At 47.2% G+C, this 14,915-nt stretch carries 17 protein-coding genes and 1 pseudogene; 11 read left to right on the top strand and 7 right to left on the bottom strand.

Annotated features, from left to right (window positions below; translation table 11 throughout):
* The first annotated feature begins 68 nt into the window (after positions 1 to 68).
* Positions 69 to 296 (top strand): YezD family protein, encoded by a 228-nt coding sequence (locus B9N86_RS26385; protein WP_208920799.1) that lies wholly within the window; start codon positions 69 to 71, stop codon positions 294 to 296.
* 79 nt (positions 297 to 375) lie between these two features.
* On the opposite strand, the gene B9N86_RS26380 is transcribed toward B9N86_RS26385, so the two are convergent.
* From B9N86_RS26380 to B9N86_RS26365, 4 genes are all read right to left on the bottom strand, one after another.
* Positions 376 to 894, bottom strand: coding sequence for a DUF4188 domain-containing protein (locus B9N86_RS26380; protein ID WP_208916031.1), 519 nt, complete (start codon positions 892 to 894; stop codon positions 376 to 378).
* Between the two features lie 20 nt (positions 895 to 914).
* Positions 915 to 1,547, bottom strand: a complete 633-nt coding sequence (locus B9N86_RS26375; RefSeq protein ID WP_208916030.1) for a TetR/AcrR family transcriptional regulator — start codon at positions 1,545 to 1,547, stop codon at positions 915 to 917.
* 207 nt (positions 1,548 to 1,754) lie between these two features.
* Positions 1,755 to 2,687, bottom strand: a complete 933-nt coding sequence (locus B9N86_RS26370; protein ID WP_208916029.1) for a hypothetical protein — start codon at positions 2,685 to 2,687, stop codon at positions 1,755 to 1,757.
* Positions 2,688 to 3,245: 558 nt separating this feature from the next.
* Entirely contained in the window at positions 3,246 to 4,139 is an 894-nt protein-coding gene (locus B9N86_RS26365; protein WP_208916028.1) for a hypothetical protein, read from the bottom strand.
* A 280-nt stretch (positions 4,140 to 4,419) separates the two neighbouring features.
* Between B9N86_RS26365 and B9N86_RS26360 the strand changes: the two genes are divergently transcribed.
* Together B9N86_RS26360 and B9N86_RS26355 are read left to right on the top strand one after the other, a co-directional pair.
* Positions 4,420 to 5,052 carry an NAD(P)-dependent oxidoreductase gene (locus tag B9N86_RS26360; RefSeq protein WP_208916027.1) on the top strand — a complete coding sequence of 211 codons (633 nt, stop codon included), beginning with the start codon at positions 4,420 to 4,422 and terminating at the stop codon, positions 5,050 to 5,052.
* A 249-nt stretch (positions 5,053 to 5,301) separates the two neighbouring features.
* The gene (locus B9N86_RS26355; protein ID WP_208916026.1) at positions 5,302 to 6,312 is read left to right on the top strand and encodes a phosphotransferase family protein; all 1,011 of its coding nucleotides are present in this window, start codon (positions 5,302 to 5,304) and stop codon (positions 6,310 to 6,312) included.
* 79 nt (positions 6,313 to 6,391) lie between these two features.
* On the opposite strand, the gene B9N86_RS26350 is transcribed toward B9N86_RS26355, so the two are convergent.
* The gene (locus B9N86_RS26350; RefSeq protein ID WP_208916025.1) at positions 6,392 to 6,850 is read right to left on the bottom strand and encodes a hypothetical protein; all 459 of its coding nucleotides are present in this window, start codon (positions 6,848 to 6,850) and stop codon (positions 6,392 to 6,394) included.
* 322 nt (positions 6,851 to 7,172) lie between these two features.
* Between B9N86_RS26350 and B9N86_RS26345 the strand changes: the two genes are divergently transcribed.
* Positions 7,173 to 7,367, top strand: coding sequence for a hypothetical protein (locus B9N86_RS26345; RefSeq protein ID WP_208916024.1), 195 nt, complete (start codon positions 7,173 to 7,175; stop codon positions 7,365 to 7,367).
* A gap of 237 nt (positions 7,368 to 7,604) precedes the next feature.
* On the opposite strand, the gene B9N86_RS26340 is transcribed toward B9N86_RS26345, so the two are convergent.
* Positions 7,605 to 8,504, bottom strand: coding sequence for an SDR family oxidoreductase (locus B9N86_RS26340; protein WP_208916023.1), 900 nt, complete (start codon positions 8,502 to 8,504; stop codon positions 7,605 to 7,607).
* Between the two features lie 182 nt (positions 8,505 to 8,686).
* On the opposite strand from B9N86_RS26340, the gene B9N86_RS30725 reads away from it, so the two are divergent.
* From B9N86_RS30725 to B9N86_RS26305, 7 genes and pseudogenes are all read left to right on the top strand, one after another.
* Entirely contained in the window at positions 8,687 to 8,809 is a 123-nt protein-coding gene (locus B9N86_RS30725; protein WP_280174959.1) for a hypothetical protein, read from the top strand.
* Positions 8,810 to 8,854: 45 nt separating this feature from the next.
* Positions 8,855 to 9,337, top strand: coding sequence for a hypothetical protein (locus B9N86_RS26335; protein WP_208916022.1), 483 nt, complete (start codon positions 8,855 to 8,857; stop codon positions 9,335 to 9,337).
* Positions 9,338 to 9,558: 221 nt separating this feature from the next.
* Entirely contained in the window at positions 9,559 to 10,104 is a 546-nt protein-coding gene (gene ssuE, locus B9N86_RS26330) for an NADPH-dependent FMN reductase (RefSeq protein WP_208916021.1), read from the top strand.
* A gap of 58 nt (positions 10,105 to 10,162) precedes the next feature.
* Positions 10,163 to 10,753, top strand: a complete 591-nt coding sequence (locus B9N86_RS26325) for a P-loop nucleotide/nucleoside kinase family protein (protein WP_208916020.1) — start codon at positions 10,163 to 10,165, stop codon at positions 10,751 to 10,753.
* A 189-nt stretch (positions 10,754 to 10,942) separates the two neighbouring features.
* Complete coding sequence (locus tag B9N86_RS26320) at positions 10,943 to 11,653, top strand: AAA family ATPase (RefSeq protein ID WP_425298555.1); 711 nt, start codon at positions 10,943 to 10,945, stop codon at positions 11,651 to 11,653.
* Between the two features lie 202 nt (positions 11,654 to 11,855).
* Positions 11,856 to 12,653, top strand: coding sequence for a DUF817 domain-containing protein (locus B9N86_RS26315; RefSeq protein WP_208916019.1), 798 nt, complete (start codon positions 11,856 to 11,858; stop codon positions 12,651 to 12,653).
* A 387-nt stretch (positions 12,654 to 13,040) separates the two neighbouring features.
* Positions 13,041 to 13,580: pseudogene (locus B9N86_RS26305) on the top strand (GNAT family N-acetyltransferase); the annotation flags it as partial.
* A gap of 88 nt (positions 13,581 to 13,668) precedes the next feature.
* Here the strand turns inward: B9N86_RS26305 and B9N86_RS26300 are convergent.
* A complete protein-coding gene (locus tag B9N86_RS26300) occupies positions 13,669 to 14,700 on the bottom strand; it encodes a ribonucleotide-diphosphate reductase subunit beta (RefSeq protein ID WP_208916017.1) in 1,032 nt (343 codons plus the stop codon).
* Positions 14,701 to 14,915 lie beyond the last annotated feature (215 nt).

Raw genomic sequence — 14,915 nt, 5'->3', positions numbered from 1 at the left:
GGATTATTATTGTTAAGCGCAGCGGTATCATAAAAGGGCTTATGACCCGGGTAAAGGAGGCGGTATCCATGGCGAAACCTTTAAAAGTGGATGAAACGTGGCTGGAACGTATTGCAGGCCTTCTGGACGATATGGAGTTCGGTTCGCTGCATATCGTTGTGCATGAGGGACAGATCGTTCAGATGGAACGCACGGAGCGCAAGCGTTTTGGGAATACGTCCTCTGGCGCCGTCCCACCGGAAAAGTCCAGCCGGATTTCAGCCAGGCAGCAAACACCTCGTTCGGGTACGAAGTAGAGCCGGGCCGCATAAAAAGCACTTTCGGAAATCTTTATCCGGAAGTGCTTTTTTCATATGGCTCTTGATATCCTGCACATCATCCGCGCTGTAGAGGATTCGGCGGAGTGGGTACAGCAGGTTCGCTATCCCGGCCGAGTCTGCGGCTCGCCGTTTCTTTTCTTCCAGTTGCCGGAATGTGATGGCCTGCTTTAGCTAGTCCGAATATCGGCATGTTGTTATATACAGACTCGTGTTGACCCTGCTGCACCATATACGTTTCATGATAAATACCGACGGTGCCGTCTGTTCCAATGCTGCGGTTGAAATTTTTCCAAGCTTTAAGATGATTGTCTCCATGTCGCGCATAATGTTCGAGCTCCTCGAAGGATCTCCAATATTGGATGAGGCTTACGCCGCGCCAAGATAAATGTACGCTCCCATCCAGAAAACCAATCTCCCGATTCGTATAAAGCTCTCGCATCATGGGCCCCATAGCCCGAAAGACCGGCAGCCATTTGTGGATTGCCCACAGGCGGTTGACCCGCATTCCGATAATAAACACAACAAACGAACCATCCATCTGGGCCGTATAGCGGCCTGGTATCACTTTACCCATATTAACTCCTCCCTAAATCTCTAATTCTCAATCAATTTAAGCTGGGCTTCATAAAAGAATCCAATATCATCCGAAGCGTAGAGCTGTGAAGTAAGAAAAGCGCCATAAAACACCATAAACAGAAACTGTATAGCTTCCGGTATGGGAACCCCGGGTTTTAGTGTGCCATCTTGAGCGGCCTCTGACATACAACGTTCAAATAGAGCAAACATATCGGGAGATTCGGCGCCAAGCTCCTCATGACCGGGAAACAGAAGCTGAACTTCAGCTTGACTGAGTTCCGGCATACACGGATGCATTTTCATTTCCGACAAAAAGGCAATCAGGCTTGGCATAATTCCGGCTTTTTCCCGTGACTGTTCTGCAATATGGCGATATAGATGCCGAACTGCTTCAAAACCGCGAAGTTGCTGCTCTTGGATGTCGATGATCCTGCCCGTCAGCCAGATTCGCATGAAATACAGAAGCAGATCTTCTTTTTTGCGGAACAGGTTGAAGTAGGTTACCCGTGATACCTCTGCCATCCGGCAAATGTCGTCCAGCATGACTTCACGGAACACGCGGTCTCCGATCAGTGACATCGCGGCCTCGTACAAGGCTATTCTTGTTTTGGCTTTTTTGAGTTCCCGTAAGGGAATATGAGGTTGGTTCATGAATGTCTCCTTTCTCTGATAATGCGGAATGAGTGAGATTGTTCCATTGAATATTTACTTGTGTAAATAAATTAACACAAGTAAAGTTATTTGTCGAGATGAGAATGAAGGGGTAATTGTCTTTCATGGAGGATTGACAGGATTATTCAACATTAAAAAGACGTCCTGTTGGTCGATATTGACCCTAGGACGCCTTTATGTGGATATTTATTTAAGAGAACGATGCTTGCTGCCTGTGCTGCCATCGCGGGGAGGCAGGGGGGAGGGACATTTAGCTGATTGGATGTCGTCCTCTGACGCAGCCCCGGGATGCTGTGAGTACATCTCCAGCAGTTCCGGATGGCCCGCATAAGGCCGTTCTTTTCTGGAGCGGGTAGACGTGAACCAGAATCCTGTCAGGTACAGCATCAGCTGTGTGGCCAGCACATAAGGGGAAGCTTCGGGCCAGACCAGGTTCGGCAGAGCGGTTGCAGCAATCAGAAAATGAAGCCCATAGAAGATCACGCCGAGCGAACGGCGTCTGGAGTCCATCAGCAGTCGATAAAAGGAAACAGTAGCAATCATCCAGGAGAGCCACAGGCACCATACCTCGGGGGCCGTCCATGCCTCTGGATACTGCAGCTCAGAGATGAGCTCAAAGGTCCAGAACACAGCAGCAGCAAAAGCTACGCCAGGTACAGCTGGCTTCAGCAGCAGCCACAGACCGCTTCCCCAACCAGGAGTTTCTATGCGGCGAAGAAGTTCGCCGCGTTCCCGAACGAGCCCATTCATCTCACGTTCCAAGGTTCTGCTCAACTGCGGCAGCCTTGAATCGTCACGGTCGCGCAGATAGTTGTCGATCTGCTCCAGCAGATCCATCGTCAGCCGATCTGCCGCTTTACATTCCTGCAAGAGTCCCACGAGCTGCTCATCAGGCAGGTCTGCCTCGTCAGGATGTTCGATAACGGCGGTGAGCGGTCCGGCCAGCTGTGTGTAAAGTGTCAAGGACTGCCTTATGCGTTCCAGCGTCTCCGTTCGGGCGGCCTGAAGTCGGGTAGCACTATATATGTATATGCCCAGGAATACGGCCGCTGACAACAGCACTGCCAGCAGACCTTCCATCGAGCCGAAAAAACCATCAATCCATTCAGCAAGGGACAAGCCGACCCCTCCTTCAATTTTCTTCTTTCACTATTGCACAAGAAGGATGGGATTTCAAGACAAGCTGTACTCTTTTATAGAAGAGACAAGGTTCGTTTTTTCACGGAAAAGACATATCACAGGCACTGCAAGAAGAAGACGGCTGTCTGTGTAAAAAGCACCATATTCAATGCCTTAGGGGAATTGGCAAGTTTGGTTTTGTTTCTTCCTTGCTGCTATTTTTTTGCTCTTAGGAAACAAATTTAGTTGTGGTCAAAATTGATGCGGGGAATATACTGAAATATACAGGATCACGTGCGTATGAAATTTCACTCGGAATCAAGGAGGGAATTCGTATGAATACACATATACCCATAGAAAAAGGTCCCATAAAGCGTGCGAAACTGACACTCGGTTATGTACTCTTACTTCTATTGGCAGCATGATCAGTTGGAGCGGGGATGTTCGATTGGAGTGTTTGTGACGTAAGAGCGAACAAGAGTAAAGGCTGCCGTTACCGGCGGCCTTTTATGTGTGAAACGTTTGATGTTTCAAGGAATTGTGAGGTGAAATACATGCTTAATTCCCCCGGTCAACTAGATCCTTCCAAGCTCTGTACTCGTGAATGGCAAGACCGTCATAAGACGCGTGCTGAGCTGCCATGGCATCCACCTGTTGCAGCTGTTCATTCATGATGGAGGAGCCTTCTTCATAGAACGTGATGAAATTTCCTTCACCGCCTGATTTCGTTTCGACAGCAATGATTGCTTTTTTGCCAAGTTCAGTAGCTTCATCCATTTCCGGAATGGCCAGATTATATATGTTGGTGGCCTGGTCACGGTAAGCCATTACGACGACAGCATCTACTTTGGAAATGATCCAGCGGCTCATCGACATGGAGTCATCTGGCAGATTGTAAGTATACAGCCAGAATGGAATATCAGCCGTAATCGGAAGGTTCAGGGAACGTACTCCGTCGGCCAGAAAGCGAACATTACTCTGCCACTGCTTGATCAGGGAAGAACGGTTTGTACTCCATTCACCAAGCACGTGCGGCTCGATATCAATATGTACACCGGTAAAACGTTCCTCAGGGGCAGCGGATGCCTGATAAGCAGCGGTCCAGTCCAAAAAGATTTCCAGACGGTAGCGTTCTGACTCGAGCGACCAGCTAGGTGAGCCTCCAAGGACGTGGACTTCAATGCCTCTTGCCGTGGCTTGACGGATAAAGTTCTTGTAGTATTCTGGACGTACATCACGGTTCATTTGCAGATAAAATGTGTTCACGCCATTAGCGGAAGCGAAGGACAGAATATCCTCGGATGATTCCTTGATCATAGCTGTGTCCCAAAACCAGGTTGCTTTTTGTTTCGGCTGAGCCTGGGCTCTGTTGGATGGGAGGGCCAGACTGCCGAGGAACAATAGACAGCAGGCAAGCAACAGGTAGAATCGGTGATTGGATTGATTTCTCATGAATAATGTTCTCCTTACACATTGTTTTGATAAATAGAGACAGGAGGGACATGGTTAGATGTGATTCATCATTATTCGACAAAACATAAGGCCAACGCAAAGGGCGAGGGATTTTTGCGCAAATATTTTTCGTAGTTATGCATGTCTATCTATACTATCGGTGAAAATAATGCATATTAATATAGGTCTTTGGTTGCTTTATTGCTAAAATTTGTGAAATATCAAGGTTTGAACCGAAAAAGACGATGAAATGATCATAGTTGAAAGGGGCAGGACAAACATGAAAATAGCGGTTGTTGGAGCAGCAGGAACGATTGGAATGCGGATTGCGAATGAGGCGATTCGGCGAGGCCATGAAGTTACTGCGGTAGTTCGAAACCCGGATAAGCTCAGTGAACATAAAGACAAAATGAACATCGTTCGGGCCGATGCCGTTGATCCTTCTTCGATTGCTGAAGCCGTTAAGGGACATGATGCAGTCATCAGTGCTTACGGACCGAGATTCGGCGAAGAGGAAGAACTGCTGGAAGTGGCACGGGCACTGATTGAAGGAATACGACGCGGGGGTGTGCAGCGGCTACTTATTGTAGGCGGCGCCGGTAGTTTGATTACGGATAGCGGAGAGGCACTAATGGATACACCGGAATTTCCGGAGGAGGTTCGTACTCTAGCGAAGGCCCATGCGGACGCTTATGGCATTTATCAGGACTGTGATCTTGACTGGTCTTATTTAAGTCCAGCGGCGATCATTGAGCCAGGCCGACGTACCGGGCAGTTCCGGATTGGTACGGACCGGCTGATTACGGATGAGAGCGGATCGAGCCGCATCTCAGCGGAAGATTATGCAGTTGCGATGCTGGATGAGCTGGACGATCCGCAATTTATACGGACCCGATTCACAGTGGCGTATTGATTTATGCGCTGTCTACAGCACCACGCATGACCTATGAAGTTGATGTGCACAATGTATAGAATAGAGAGCGCCGCACCTTCAGACGGATACGATATCCGGCCTGGGTGCGGCGTTCTTCGTTTTTTTTGTAAAGCAATAAAGAGTGAATTGTCATAGGTTGCGGACTGCGTGGGCTCGTCCTCTTTAAAGGGTACATATATAATAGAAATTAGTAAGCTTTATAATCTTCAGATCAGGAGTGAGGTTCTATTGACTACACAAATATACTTTTCTTCCAATAAGTTAGGTGAAGTCAACGGGGAACAGCTGCAGAGTGTGCTGGACCGGTTTGATCTGGGGAGGCTGATTTCCTTCTGTAGGACGGATCAAGGGGCCATGGGACAGACCCTGCTTGTGTCTTCATCAGCTGGTGAGTTTGTTCTTAAAGGCAATCCTGTGTTTGCCGGACAGTTTTTGGAGGAGCGATATTTCATCGAATATTTGGATCAGCATACCGACATCCCGGTGCCCACACCGTATCTTGTGGATGAGGGCGATGATATTTTTGGGTGGAGCTATTCGCTTATGCCGCGACTGCCAGGAAGTCATCTGTTCTCTCCCGAACTGGAAGCAGAACTTAACCCACAAGATGAATCAGACATAGCCGTCCTACTTGCCGACACGCTGCTCCAGCTCCACCGCTGGAAGGTGGACCAACCCGGTGAATTTGATCCCGCTACAGGGAACGTGCGACCCTTCCACGATTCATACACGACCTGGCTGTTTGATACGATTAAGTACTGGCTGGATGACGCCAAACGTTATTCCGAGATAATTGCTGAAGACACAGCATGGGTGGAAGAGCTGCTGAAAGAATCGAAAGAAGCCTTTGATGATCTGAAGTACCCTTGCTTTGTAATGGGTGATTTCAAGCCCGGAAATCTACTCTTGCAGCAGTCGACAGATTCGTGGAAGGTGAGCGGGCTGTTTGATTTTACGACCTCATATTTTGGCGACGGAATAGCAGATCTTCCCAAAATGACAGCTTTGTATCTGGAAAACGGAAAGGAAGGTACGGCACGTCAGTTCCTCCAAGCGTATAAAGCGGGACTACAATCATGCGATCAGGACGTTTTTGAGAAGCGGTTTAAGGTCCATATGCTGTACCAGCGGATTCTGTTCTGGGGGTGTGCCCAAGCCACAAATACGGTGACATGGGATACTCATTTATCGTTCTCCGCATGGGCAAGCCCGTTCATGGAAGCCGCTACTGGGTTATGATTCCCTTACCGTAGATCGAAGACTTCATGCAACGCGCTACACCACACCACGAGCTAGGTGCTGCGCGCGTATCGCGCTTCTAGATTACAAACCAGCAAAGGAGCGGGACCACAAGCGCAAAAAATGGTGTGGTGAGCGATTGGCTTGTGAAAGTCTGCTTGCCCCATGAGTACATCAGGAGCATGAAGGCTCCGGCTAACCCGCGTACCCAAAATGTATCGGTGTCTCCTCCGGTAAATAAAGCGAAGAACAGGAAGCCGGCTGCTCCGTATAGGGCGGCTTGTTTCACGTTGTTCAATGACGGAAGTAGAGAAATAATGGCATCGGCAGCCAGGGATGCGATTAACGCATAGCCATACACCCAATGCTCCAGCGGGATGGAGACCCCGAGGATAGATGCTGGACTGTCGGCACTGGCAGGCCACAGCCAGGAAATAATGGTTAGAAGTAACAGAATGGCACCAGCACAGGCCAATTTATTCAGCGCATAAAATCCCATATCCATACGCCCGGTCAATCTCTTGTTACCGGAATTCATAAGTCTTAACCTCCTGTAAGGATTTTGTTTCGAAGCCAAGTTAAAGTACGTTATAGCTTAGAGGAATGTCCCCAAGCATTGCCCGGATTGGCAATTGTTTCAGTTCTGTGAAATGTCCTCATACGGAGGACTTTGCAGCTCGAAAACGATGAAATCACATTCTCAAAAATGGGGGGATATGCTAAAATGAAAGCGTAAACAAAATTCACTCAGATTACTAAATCACCTGCGGCTTAGATCTTGCCGGCCCCCTGAAATGAATGGGAGCTTACTCCTCGGCAGGACAAAGGCTGCCGGTCATTATCCAGGGAGGTCGAGCAAAATGTTCGAAGGTTTTTCGGAAATGCAAAATGTGGTCAGTCGGATTCATACCCGTATGGATATAGACCACGAAGGCGAGTATTACCGTCTGGAGTTTGGCTGCAAACGGTTTAAGCACATTTCCGATACAGCCGAAGACGAGCGGATCACCGTAAAAGAAGAACCATCCTTGCTATGGAAATGGTGGAGACATTAAAAGATAAGAAAATCAGAAAGTTGTTCAGCCCGGAGAAATTCGGGCTTTTTTTCTTTATTTAAGAAAGCATAACTTTCGGGGTGAAATGTATCTTTATCTCACAAGAAAAACTGCCGCTAAGTGGGGTCTGTCCTCTTTGAGGTACGCCGATAGAGGTTCATTAATTGATGTCTTTGTATGGAGGACAATATTCTGTTGTGAAGTGACATGTGATGTCAATTTTATAACCCTCAATACTTAGCTGGTGATCATATCTCCGCCGTTTACATGAATGGCCTCACCTGTTACAAAGGAGGAGTCATTCGAAGCCAGATATACGTAAGCAGGCGCAAGTTCATACGGCTGAGCGGCCCGCTTCATTGGCGTATCCGTACCAAATACCGATACTTCCTCGGCGGAGTAGCTGGATGGGATAAGCGGTGTCCATACCGGTCCTGGGGCTACGCAGTTCACGCGAATGCCCTGGTCAACGAGAGAGAGGGCAAGGGAACGGGTGAGGGAGACGATAGCACCCTTGGTCGAAGAGTAATCGATGAGTTCTTTGGCCCCTTGATAAGCGGTAATAGATGCTGTATTAATGATGGAATCTCCGCGTGACAGATGAGGTAAAGCCGCCTGTATCATGAAAAAGAAAGGAAACACATTCGTGTGGTACGTGTGATAGAGCTGCTGTTCTGAGATGTCCAGTATGCTGTGCTGGACGTATTGCACGGCATGGTTATTGACGAGTATATCAAGCCTTCCAAATCTCGCTATCGTCTGTTCCATCACAGCGAAGCAGTTGGCTTTAAAGCGGAGGTCGATTTTGATCGGCAGACATTGCCGTCCAAGCTGTTCTATACGCTCCTTCGTCTCCTCCGCGTCGCTCGTTTCATATAAGTATGGAATGACCACATTGGCCCCTTCTTTGGTAAAAGCAATGGCAGCCGCTTTGCCGATCCCACTGTCACCGCCGGTAATGATGGCAATTTTGCCTGCCAGCTTCCCGCTTCCCCGGTATTCAGGGTCCTCACTGATCGGACGGGGATCCATCAGGCTCTCTAGTCCCGGCTGACAATCCTGATGCTGCGGCGGGAACGAGATGGGCTGCTCCTCACAGACGGTTTTGAACCCGAAGTACGGGTAGACCTTGCTCATGGCAACTCCTCCTTGATATTTCCCCTGAGGAATTCACAGGGATGCTTTATCTCTATGCAGATGCCCAGATAGAAGTGCGGTAAAGTCATGATTTTTGACGAATTAGGGATCTGATCACAAAAAAATGTTCTTTATCAAGATGAAAAGCATGGTAAAATATTTCCAAACACGCACGGAATAACATGATCGGCTGGAAAGTGTACACCATGGATGGTGACTTCATCAGCGATGAGATGATTACGGAAAACCACGCACTGATGATGTATTCCCCACTGCTGGCGGAGAGTAATTCAGTTCCTGAATAGGTCATGTGATGAAGTATAAACGTACTTAATCAAAGGGGTGTAAAGATGACACAAAGACAGTTTGTTTTCTTATGGAGCTTCTTTATTTCGCTTTTATCCATCTATGCTGTCGTGCGTCTTCAATGGAACTGGTTAGGCACCTTAGACATTTGGGGTCCCCAGCATCAAGAAGGTTGGCTTCTGGAGCGTTTCCAGCTGCTGGGTCATCCGTATGTATTTTTAATTATCCAACCCATGGTTCTGTTCGCACTGCATGGCTGTCTCCATTGGCTAATATATAAAAAGTGCGTTTATGATTTTGCAACACGTAGGATGTCACTACTCTTGCTGCTGCCGAAGAGGGACTCCCTGCTTATGAATGCTTGCAGAGTGCTGCTGTATACGGCGCTTGGGGGTCTGCTTGCTTTCTCGCAGAGCATTAACGGTCCGGCTCCTTCGACGGTGATTGCCTTTCTGATCGTACTGCAGTATGGCTGGTGGGTGCTGGAATGGGGAAAAGACGCATGGCATAAGGCTTCACAGGATTGACAAATATAGCGACGGATTGATAACATGTTACTAAATCTGATGAATTCCCTATGAATTTGTCTTATATAGGTTACGACCGGACCACCGGAGGACTTTACAGTAATCTTGTGAAGTCTTTTTTTCTGGATTCCGGCCGGAAGGCCGGTCCTGATAAAGGACAACAATATTACCGAACGCCTGTAAGGGGCGACACGATATTTTTACACAGGGGGGGATAGGTAATGGCTAAAGCTGTCATTATTAACGGCAGTCCTACAGCAGGCTCCCGTCTGAATGCCATTATGGATTTTGCGGAGCAGAGTCTGGCTGCTGCTGATTTTGAAGTAACACGGATTGATGTGGCACAATTGCCACCAGAGGATTTAATTCATACCAAGTTTGGAAGCGAGCATATCGTCAAGGCTAACGGACTTGTAGCCGAAGCTGATGTGGTCATTATCGCGAGCCCGGTTTACAAGGCTTCGTATACAGGCGTGCTCAAGACGTTCCTGGATTTGATTCCGGAAAAAGGTTTGGCAGGCAAAATCATTTTGCCGCTGTTCATTGGAGGGAGTCTTGCTCATCTGCTGGCTATCGACTATTCATTAAAGCCGGTGTTATCCTCGATTGGTGCCCGTCATATTTTGGGGGGCGTGTATGCTGTCAATGCTCAAGTGGATCGCAAGGAAGATGGCGGGTTCGATATTGCTGAGGAGCTTCAGGAGCGTCTGGATTCCGCTGTTGAAGAATTGATAGAGGAAACGCGCCTGAGAATGCAGCGCAATTAAATTTGCAAGTTAACCCGTTAGGAAGACCAGATTTTCTCATAGGGGAGGGAGGTACGATATGCAAAAGCTAGTGTTTTTTGTTGGTGTGGCCGGAACAGGTAAAACAACCGTAGCCAAAAAGCTTGCGGTTCGTATTCCTGCGGCATTTCTGGATCGTGATACCGTAGGCGGACGTTTCGTTGAAAAGTTTCTGGAGGCTAACGGTCTGGACCCGAATGACCGGGATTCCGCATTTTACAAAGAAAATCTGCGTGATTTGGAGTATGACACGACGAAGGATATTTGTATCGAGAACCTGAATGCGGGTCAGAACGTATTTATGATCTCTCCGTTTACGGCAGAACTAAAAAACCGGGTATGGATTGAAGAGGTTATCTCGGCAGCAGGTCTGACCAAGAACGAGGTCGATGTGAAGGTAATTGTTGTTGCACTTCAGGACATGGAGCTACAAAAGGAGCGCATTATCGACAGACAAACCGAGCGTGACCAGTGGAAGCTGGAGCATTGGGATGATTTCAAGAAGCGTGTCGACTTCGTTCCGGATGTGAACTGGGATATTCCGAAAACATCCATCAAGGTGTTCGATAATAGTGGAGCTTTGACCGATGAGAAGATCGAGGAATTATACCAATTCCTAATGAATGATTAGAGATAACGAACAACAGCGGCGGATTTCCGGTATGTAAACGGGAAATCCGCCGTTTTTGGGCTAAGGCCGTTATCCGGTATAATGGAATGAAGCATATTACTCATTTACTTACGCGGTTCAATAAGGTCGGGAAAGGGTGTGGGAAAGATCGAAATATCCACTCTAAACGCATATTTAAGAGCTATAACCTTGCTGAGAGATCGAATCCCCTCTTTTGAGAAGTATCCGTTTAACCTGCCGGCGGTATCGACGCTCGATCAACTGGATTTTCACCCGAAGGTAACCTATATTGTCGGGGAGAATGGCATGGGAAAATCTACGCTGCTGGAGGCCATTGCGGCTGCTCTTGGCTTTAATCCGGAGGGTGGAACGATGAATTTCTCATTCGCCACGGAAGAGACACATTCGGAGTTGTACCAATATATTCGGGCGGTACGGGGTGTGAGAAAGCCGAGGGACGGATTCTTTTTCCGTGCGGAAAGCTATTATAATGTTGCCTCCGAGATTGATTCACTGGAACGGGAATGCCCAGGTCTGTATCAATCCTATGGCGGGAAGTCACTGCACCAGCAGTCCCATGGCGAGTCTTTTTTTGCAACCTTTTTACACCGGTTCAGTGGGAATGGGCTGTATATTATGGATGAGCCTGAAGCGGCGCTGTCTCCATTCCGTCAAATGGCGCTGCTGACACGCATTCATGATCTCGTACAAGAAAACTCACAGTTCATTATCTCTACCCATTCACCTATTCTTATGGCATATCCAGACGCGCGGATATTGAAGCTGAACGAGGGCGGCATTGAAGAGTGCAGTCTGGAGGAGACGGACCACTTTATTATTATGAAAGAGTTTATTAACAATCGCGAAATTATGCTGCGGGAACTGCTTGCTGATGAGTAACACGTAAGGGTGCCTTGTCAAGAAAACACAAAGTATGAGCTTCAGCTTCAAGTGGATTTTGGGCGTAGGTAATCATATCCATTGGCAAGAGCCTTTTAAATTACGGCTGCTATCGATTACAATGGTTACTGGATTGTACTTTATTTAGCGGTCCGGCTTATAGTACGTTGGGACATATTAAGTTTGCATAACAGGAGGACGTATGACATTTATTCGCAAGCTGTGGGCGTTTGGCATTCAGCAGGCGCTGTCTTGTATTTTTCCGGTCATTATTTTCGCTGCGCTCGGTGTGACCAAAATGGTGGAGGTTCCGGGTATTCATCGGTATGACCTCATTCTGATCATTTGTCTGCTCGCACAGGTCGGGATGGTGGCAGCCAAGCTGGAGACGTTCGATGAGCTGAAGGTCATTTGCGTATTCCATGTGATTGGGTTAATGCTGGAGCTGTACAAGGTGCATATGGGGTCATGGTCTTATCCCGAAGAGGGCTGGAGCAAAATCGGCGGGGTCCCTCTCTATAGCGGCTTTATGTACGCGAGCGTTGCAAGCTATATTTGTCAAGCATGGCGCCGGACGAACTTGCGTATAACGGGATGGCCGCTGCCGATCTTGACCGTATTGATAAGTGCTGCAATCTATGCTAATTTCTTCACTCACCATTTCGTATGGGATGCTCGATGGTTGCTGACTCTACTACTCTTTTTGGTGTTTTTAAGAACTGTAGTGCATTTTGATGTCCTGGGCAAAACCTACCGCATGCCGTTGACGCTGTCTTTTCTGCTGATCGGGTTCTTTATTTGGATCGCGGAGAATATTTCGACTTTCCTTGGCGCCTGGACGTATCCAGGTCAGGAAAAGGTCTGGAGTCTGGTGCATATCGGCAAGATCAGTTCGTGGTTCCTGCTCGTTGTGATCAGCATTATTATTGTGGCACAGTTGAAGCATCTAAAGTTGGGTAAACGTCCGGCAAAGGACGCGCCTAAGGGAACGGTAATGTAATTTTATAAGATTTGATATATCTACAGGAATGCTATATCCTGTTATTCATAAAGTAATTGTAATTATGAGATTTAATAATATTGATGCGGGATTTTATAATAAGGATATACGAGAGAGGAGAGAGTATTCAGATGAAAAAAAGATCGCTGGTGTCTTTATCTAAAGGAATCGGATACTCTACTGCTGTTTTCTTTGATCAAACGAATCACGGGAGAAGTATGTCCAAAATTGGATGCTCAGCGACTTTTATCCTTCGGTTAGCTTGAACTAAACAAGGATACAGTGGGAATAAACACCACAGGTCGCTACCTGTGGTTACATAGATCGACATGTACACCACAGGACTTCTGTGGTGTTTTTTATTTTACAGGAAGAGGAGATGCAAGAATGTTATTAGAAGGAGCACGTATTGTTGTAAAACCGGTGGAGGAATTCCATGTCGAATCACTATTAAAGCTTGAGGTACAGAACAGGGATTTTTTCCAGTTGTTCACCGGGTTGAGAGAAGACATCTTTTACACGCATCAGGGGCAATTAGTACGAATCCGGGAGGCAGTAGAGTCGAGTAGAGAGGATAAGGGATATGTATTTGTCATTGTGTTAAAAGACACACAACAAATAATTGGTGAAGTCATACTGTCCGAGGTCGTGCGGGGAGATTTGCAAAGCTGCTGGATCGGTTATTTTCTGGATCAAGAGCATAACGGAAAGGGATATATGACTGAAGCGGTCAAACTGGTCGTGAAGTTTGCCTTTCAGGAATTGAATTTTCACAGAATTGAGGCCGGGGTGATGCCTCACAACATAGGCTCAATCAATGTACTCTTAAAATCTGGATTTCATAAAGAGGGCATCGCCAGGAAGAACGTCAAAATTAACGGAAAGTGGGAAGATCATCAAACGTTAGCTATTATTAACGAGGAAGATAGTTGATTTAGGCAATCTTATACGAATAGAAAACCTCCGTACTTTTTCCATGAGAAAAATACGGAGGTTTTTATTGAACAGATAGATTTTACAGATCGTCAAATCCGTTGTCGTCGCCAACTTTACCGTAGTTGCGGGATTTAGCTTCGAAGAAGTCAGTTTTCGTTGCGTTCAATGCTTCGTCGGAGAAAGGCTTGATCCAAGGCATGCAGTTCACATCCACGCCTTCGTAAGCTTTTTCAAGACCCATCATTTTCAGGCGACGGTTAGCAATGTATTTGATGTAGTCAGACAGCTCGTTCAGATCAATGCCGCGAACTTCACTTAGTGTGTAATGAGCCCAGTTTGTTTCGAGCTCAACGGCGCGGTCAATCGTGCGGTACAGGTAGTCGATGTTCTCTTTAGAGTTCAGTTCAGGGAAATCTATCAGCAGCTGTTTGAACACTTCGGCGAAGAAGTAGCAGTGCTGGTTCTCATCACGCTGAATGTAGGAGATCATTTGGCTTGTCGCCATCATTTTCTGGTCACGTGCCAGGTTGTAGAAGAAGGCGAACGTGCTGTAGAAGAAAATACCTTCCAGAATCAGGTCAGCCACCATCGATTTGAAGAACGTCTGTGGTGACGGGTTGTCACGGAAAGACTGATAGATGTCAGCGATGAACCGGTTGCGGTCTAACAGAACCGGATCGTGCTTCCAGTATTCGAAAATCTCTTTCTGCTCCTGTTCAGAAACGATAGAAGATAGAACGTAGGAGTAGGATTGGTTGTGGACAACCTCTTGCTGACCGATAATCGCCGAGATTGCTTCAAGGGAAGAGTCCGTGAAGTACCGTTTCACATCCCCGACGAACATCGTCTGCATCGAATCCAATACAGCAAGCAGGGAAATATTGATCTTGAATGTACGTTGCTCTTCCGGATCCAGACGTGGGAACTGCTGTGCATCTTTGGACATCGGAATTTCATCAGCGATCCAGTGGTTCAGCAGCAGCACTTTGTACAGCTTGTACATATGTGGCATCCGGATGTCATTCCAGTTTAAAATGCCCGAGCATTCGCCTTCAATGATGCGTGTAGATTGGTTAGGCGCTTCAGTATTAAATATTTTTTGCATTTGCATGCTTATTCTCTCCTTGGTGGGACGGATATCTCCTTTCCAGCTGCTGTTGTTCTACCTTTGCTTTGGAATGTACTTCATAGGTTGCCATGGGAGAACAAAGGTGGACGTGAACTTTTCCGATGGGATATCCTTACCCTTAATATTCTTTTTTAGTAGCATATTCAATCGCTGTCTTGCGGATCGCCCGTTTACAGTAGATAGATGGACAAAGTAAC

The sequence above is a fragment of the Paenibacillus uliginis N3/975 genome, assembly GCF_900177425.1.
Classification (GTDB): domain Bacteria; phylum Bacillota; class Bacilli; order Paenibacillales; family Paenibacillaceae; genus Paenibacillus_AQ; species Paenibacillus_AQ uliginis.
Note: the sequence above shows the minus strand (reverse complement) of the source record. Positions and strands in the feature narration are given on the sequence as shown.

Coding starts and splice junctions, on each gene's coding strand:
- B9N86_RS26350 (WP_208916025.1), bottom strand. CDS start 6,850: ATGAATTCCGGTAACAAGAGATTGACCGGGCGTATGGATATGGGATTT.
- B9N86_RS30725 (WP_280174959.1), top strand. CDS start 8,687: ATGATCGGCTGGAAAGTGTACACCATGGATGGTGACTTCATCAGCGAT.
- B9N86_RS26360 (WP_208916027.1), top strand. CDS start 4,420: ATGAAAATAGCGGTTGTTGGAGCAGCAGGAACGATTGGAATGCGGATT.
- B9N86_RS26365 (WP_208916028.1), bottom strand. CDS start 4,139: ATGAGAAATCAATCCAATCACCGATTCTACCTGTTGCTTGCCTGCTGT.
- B9N86_RS26325 (WP_208916020.1), top strand. CDS start 10,163: ATGCAAAAGCTAGTGTTTTTTGTTGGTGTGGCCGGAACAGGTAAAACA.
- B9N86_RS26340 (WP_208916023.1), bottom strand. CDS start 8,504: ATGAGCAAGGTCTACCCGTACTTCGGGTTCAAAACCGTCTGTGAGGAG.
- B9N86_RS26345 (WP_208916024.1), top strand. CDS start 7,173: ATGTTCGAAGGTTTTTCGGAAATGCAAAATGTGGTCAGTCGGATTCAT.
- B9N86_RS26380 (WP_208916031.1), bottom strand. CDS start 894: ATGGGTAAAGTGATACCAGGCCGCTATACGGCCCAGATGGATGGTTCG.
- B9N86_RS26315 (WP_208916019.1), top strand. CDS start 11,856: ATGACATTTATTCGCAAGCTGTGGGCGTTTGGCATTCAGCAGGCGCTG.
- ssuE (WP_208916021.1), top strand. CDS start 9,559: ATGGCTAAAGCTGTCATTATTAACGGCAGTCCTACAGCAGGCTCCCGT.
- B9N86_RS26300 (WP_208916017.1), bottom strand. CDS start 14,700: ATGCAAATGCAAAAAATATTTAATACTGAAGCGCCTAACCAATCTACA.
- B9N86_RS26385 (WP_208920799.1), top strand. CDS start 69: ATGGCGAAACCTTTAAAAGTGGATGAAACGTGGCTGGAACGTATTGCA.
- B9N86_RS26375 (WP_208916030.1), bottom strand. CDS start 1,547: ATGAACCAACCTCATATTCCCTTACGGGAACTCAAAAAAGCCAAAACA.
- B9N86_RS26335 (WP_208916022.1), top strand. CDS start 8,855: ATGACACAAAGACAGTTTGTTTTCTTATGGAGCTTCTTTATTTCGCTT.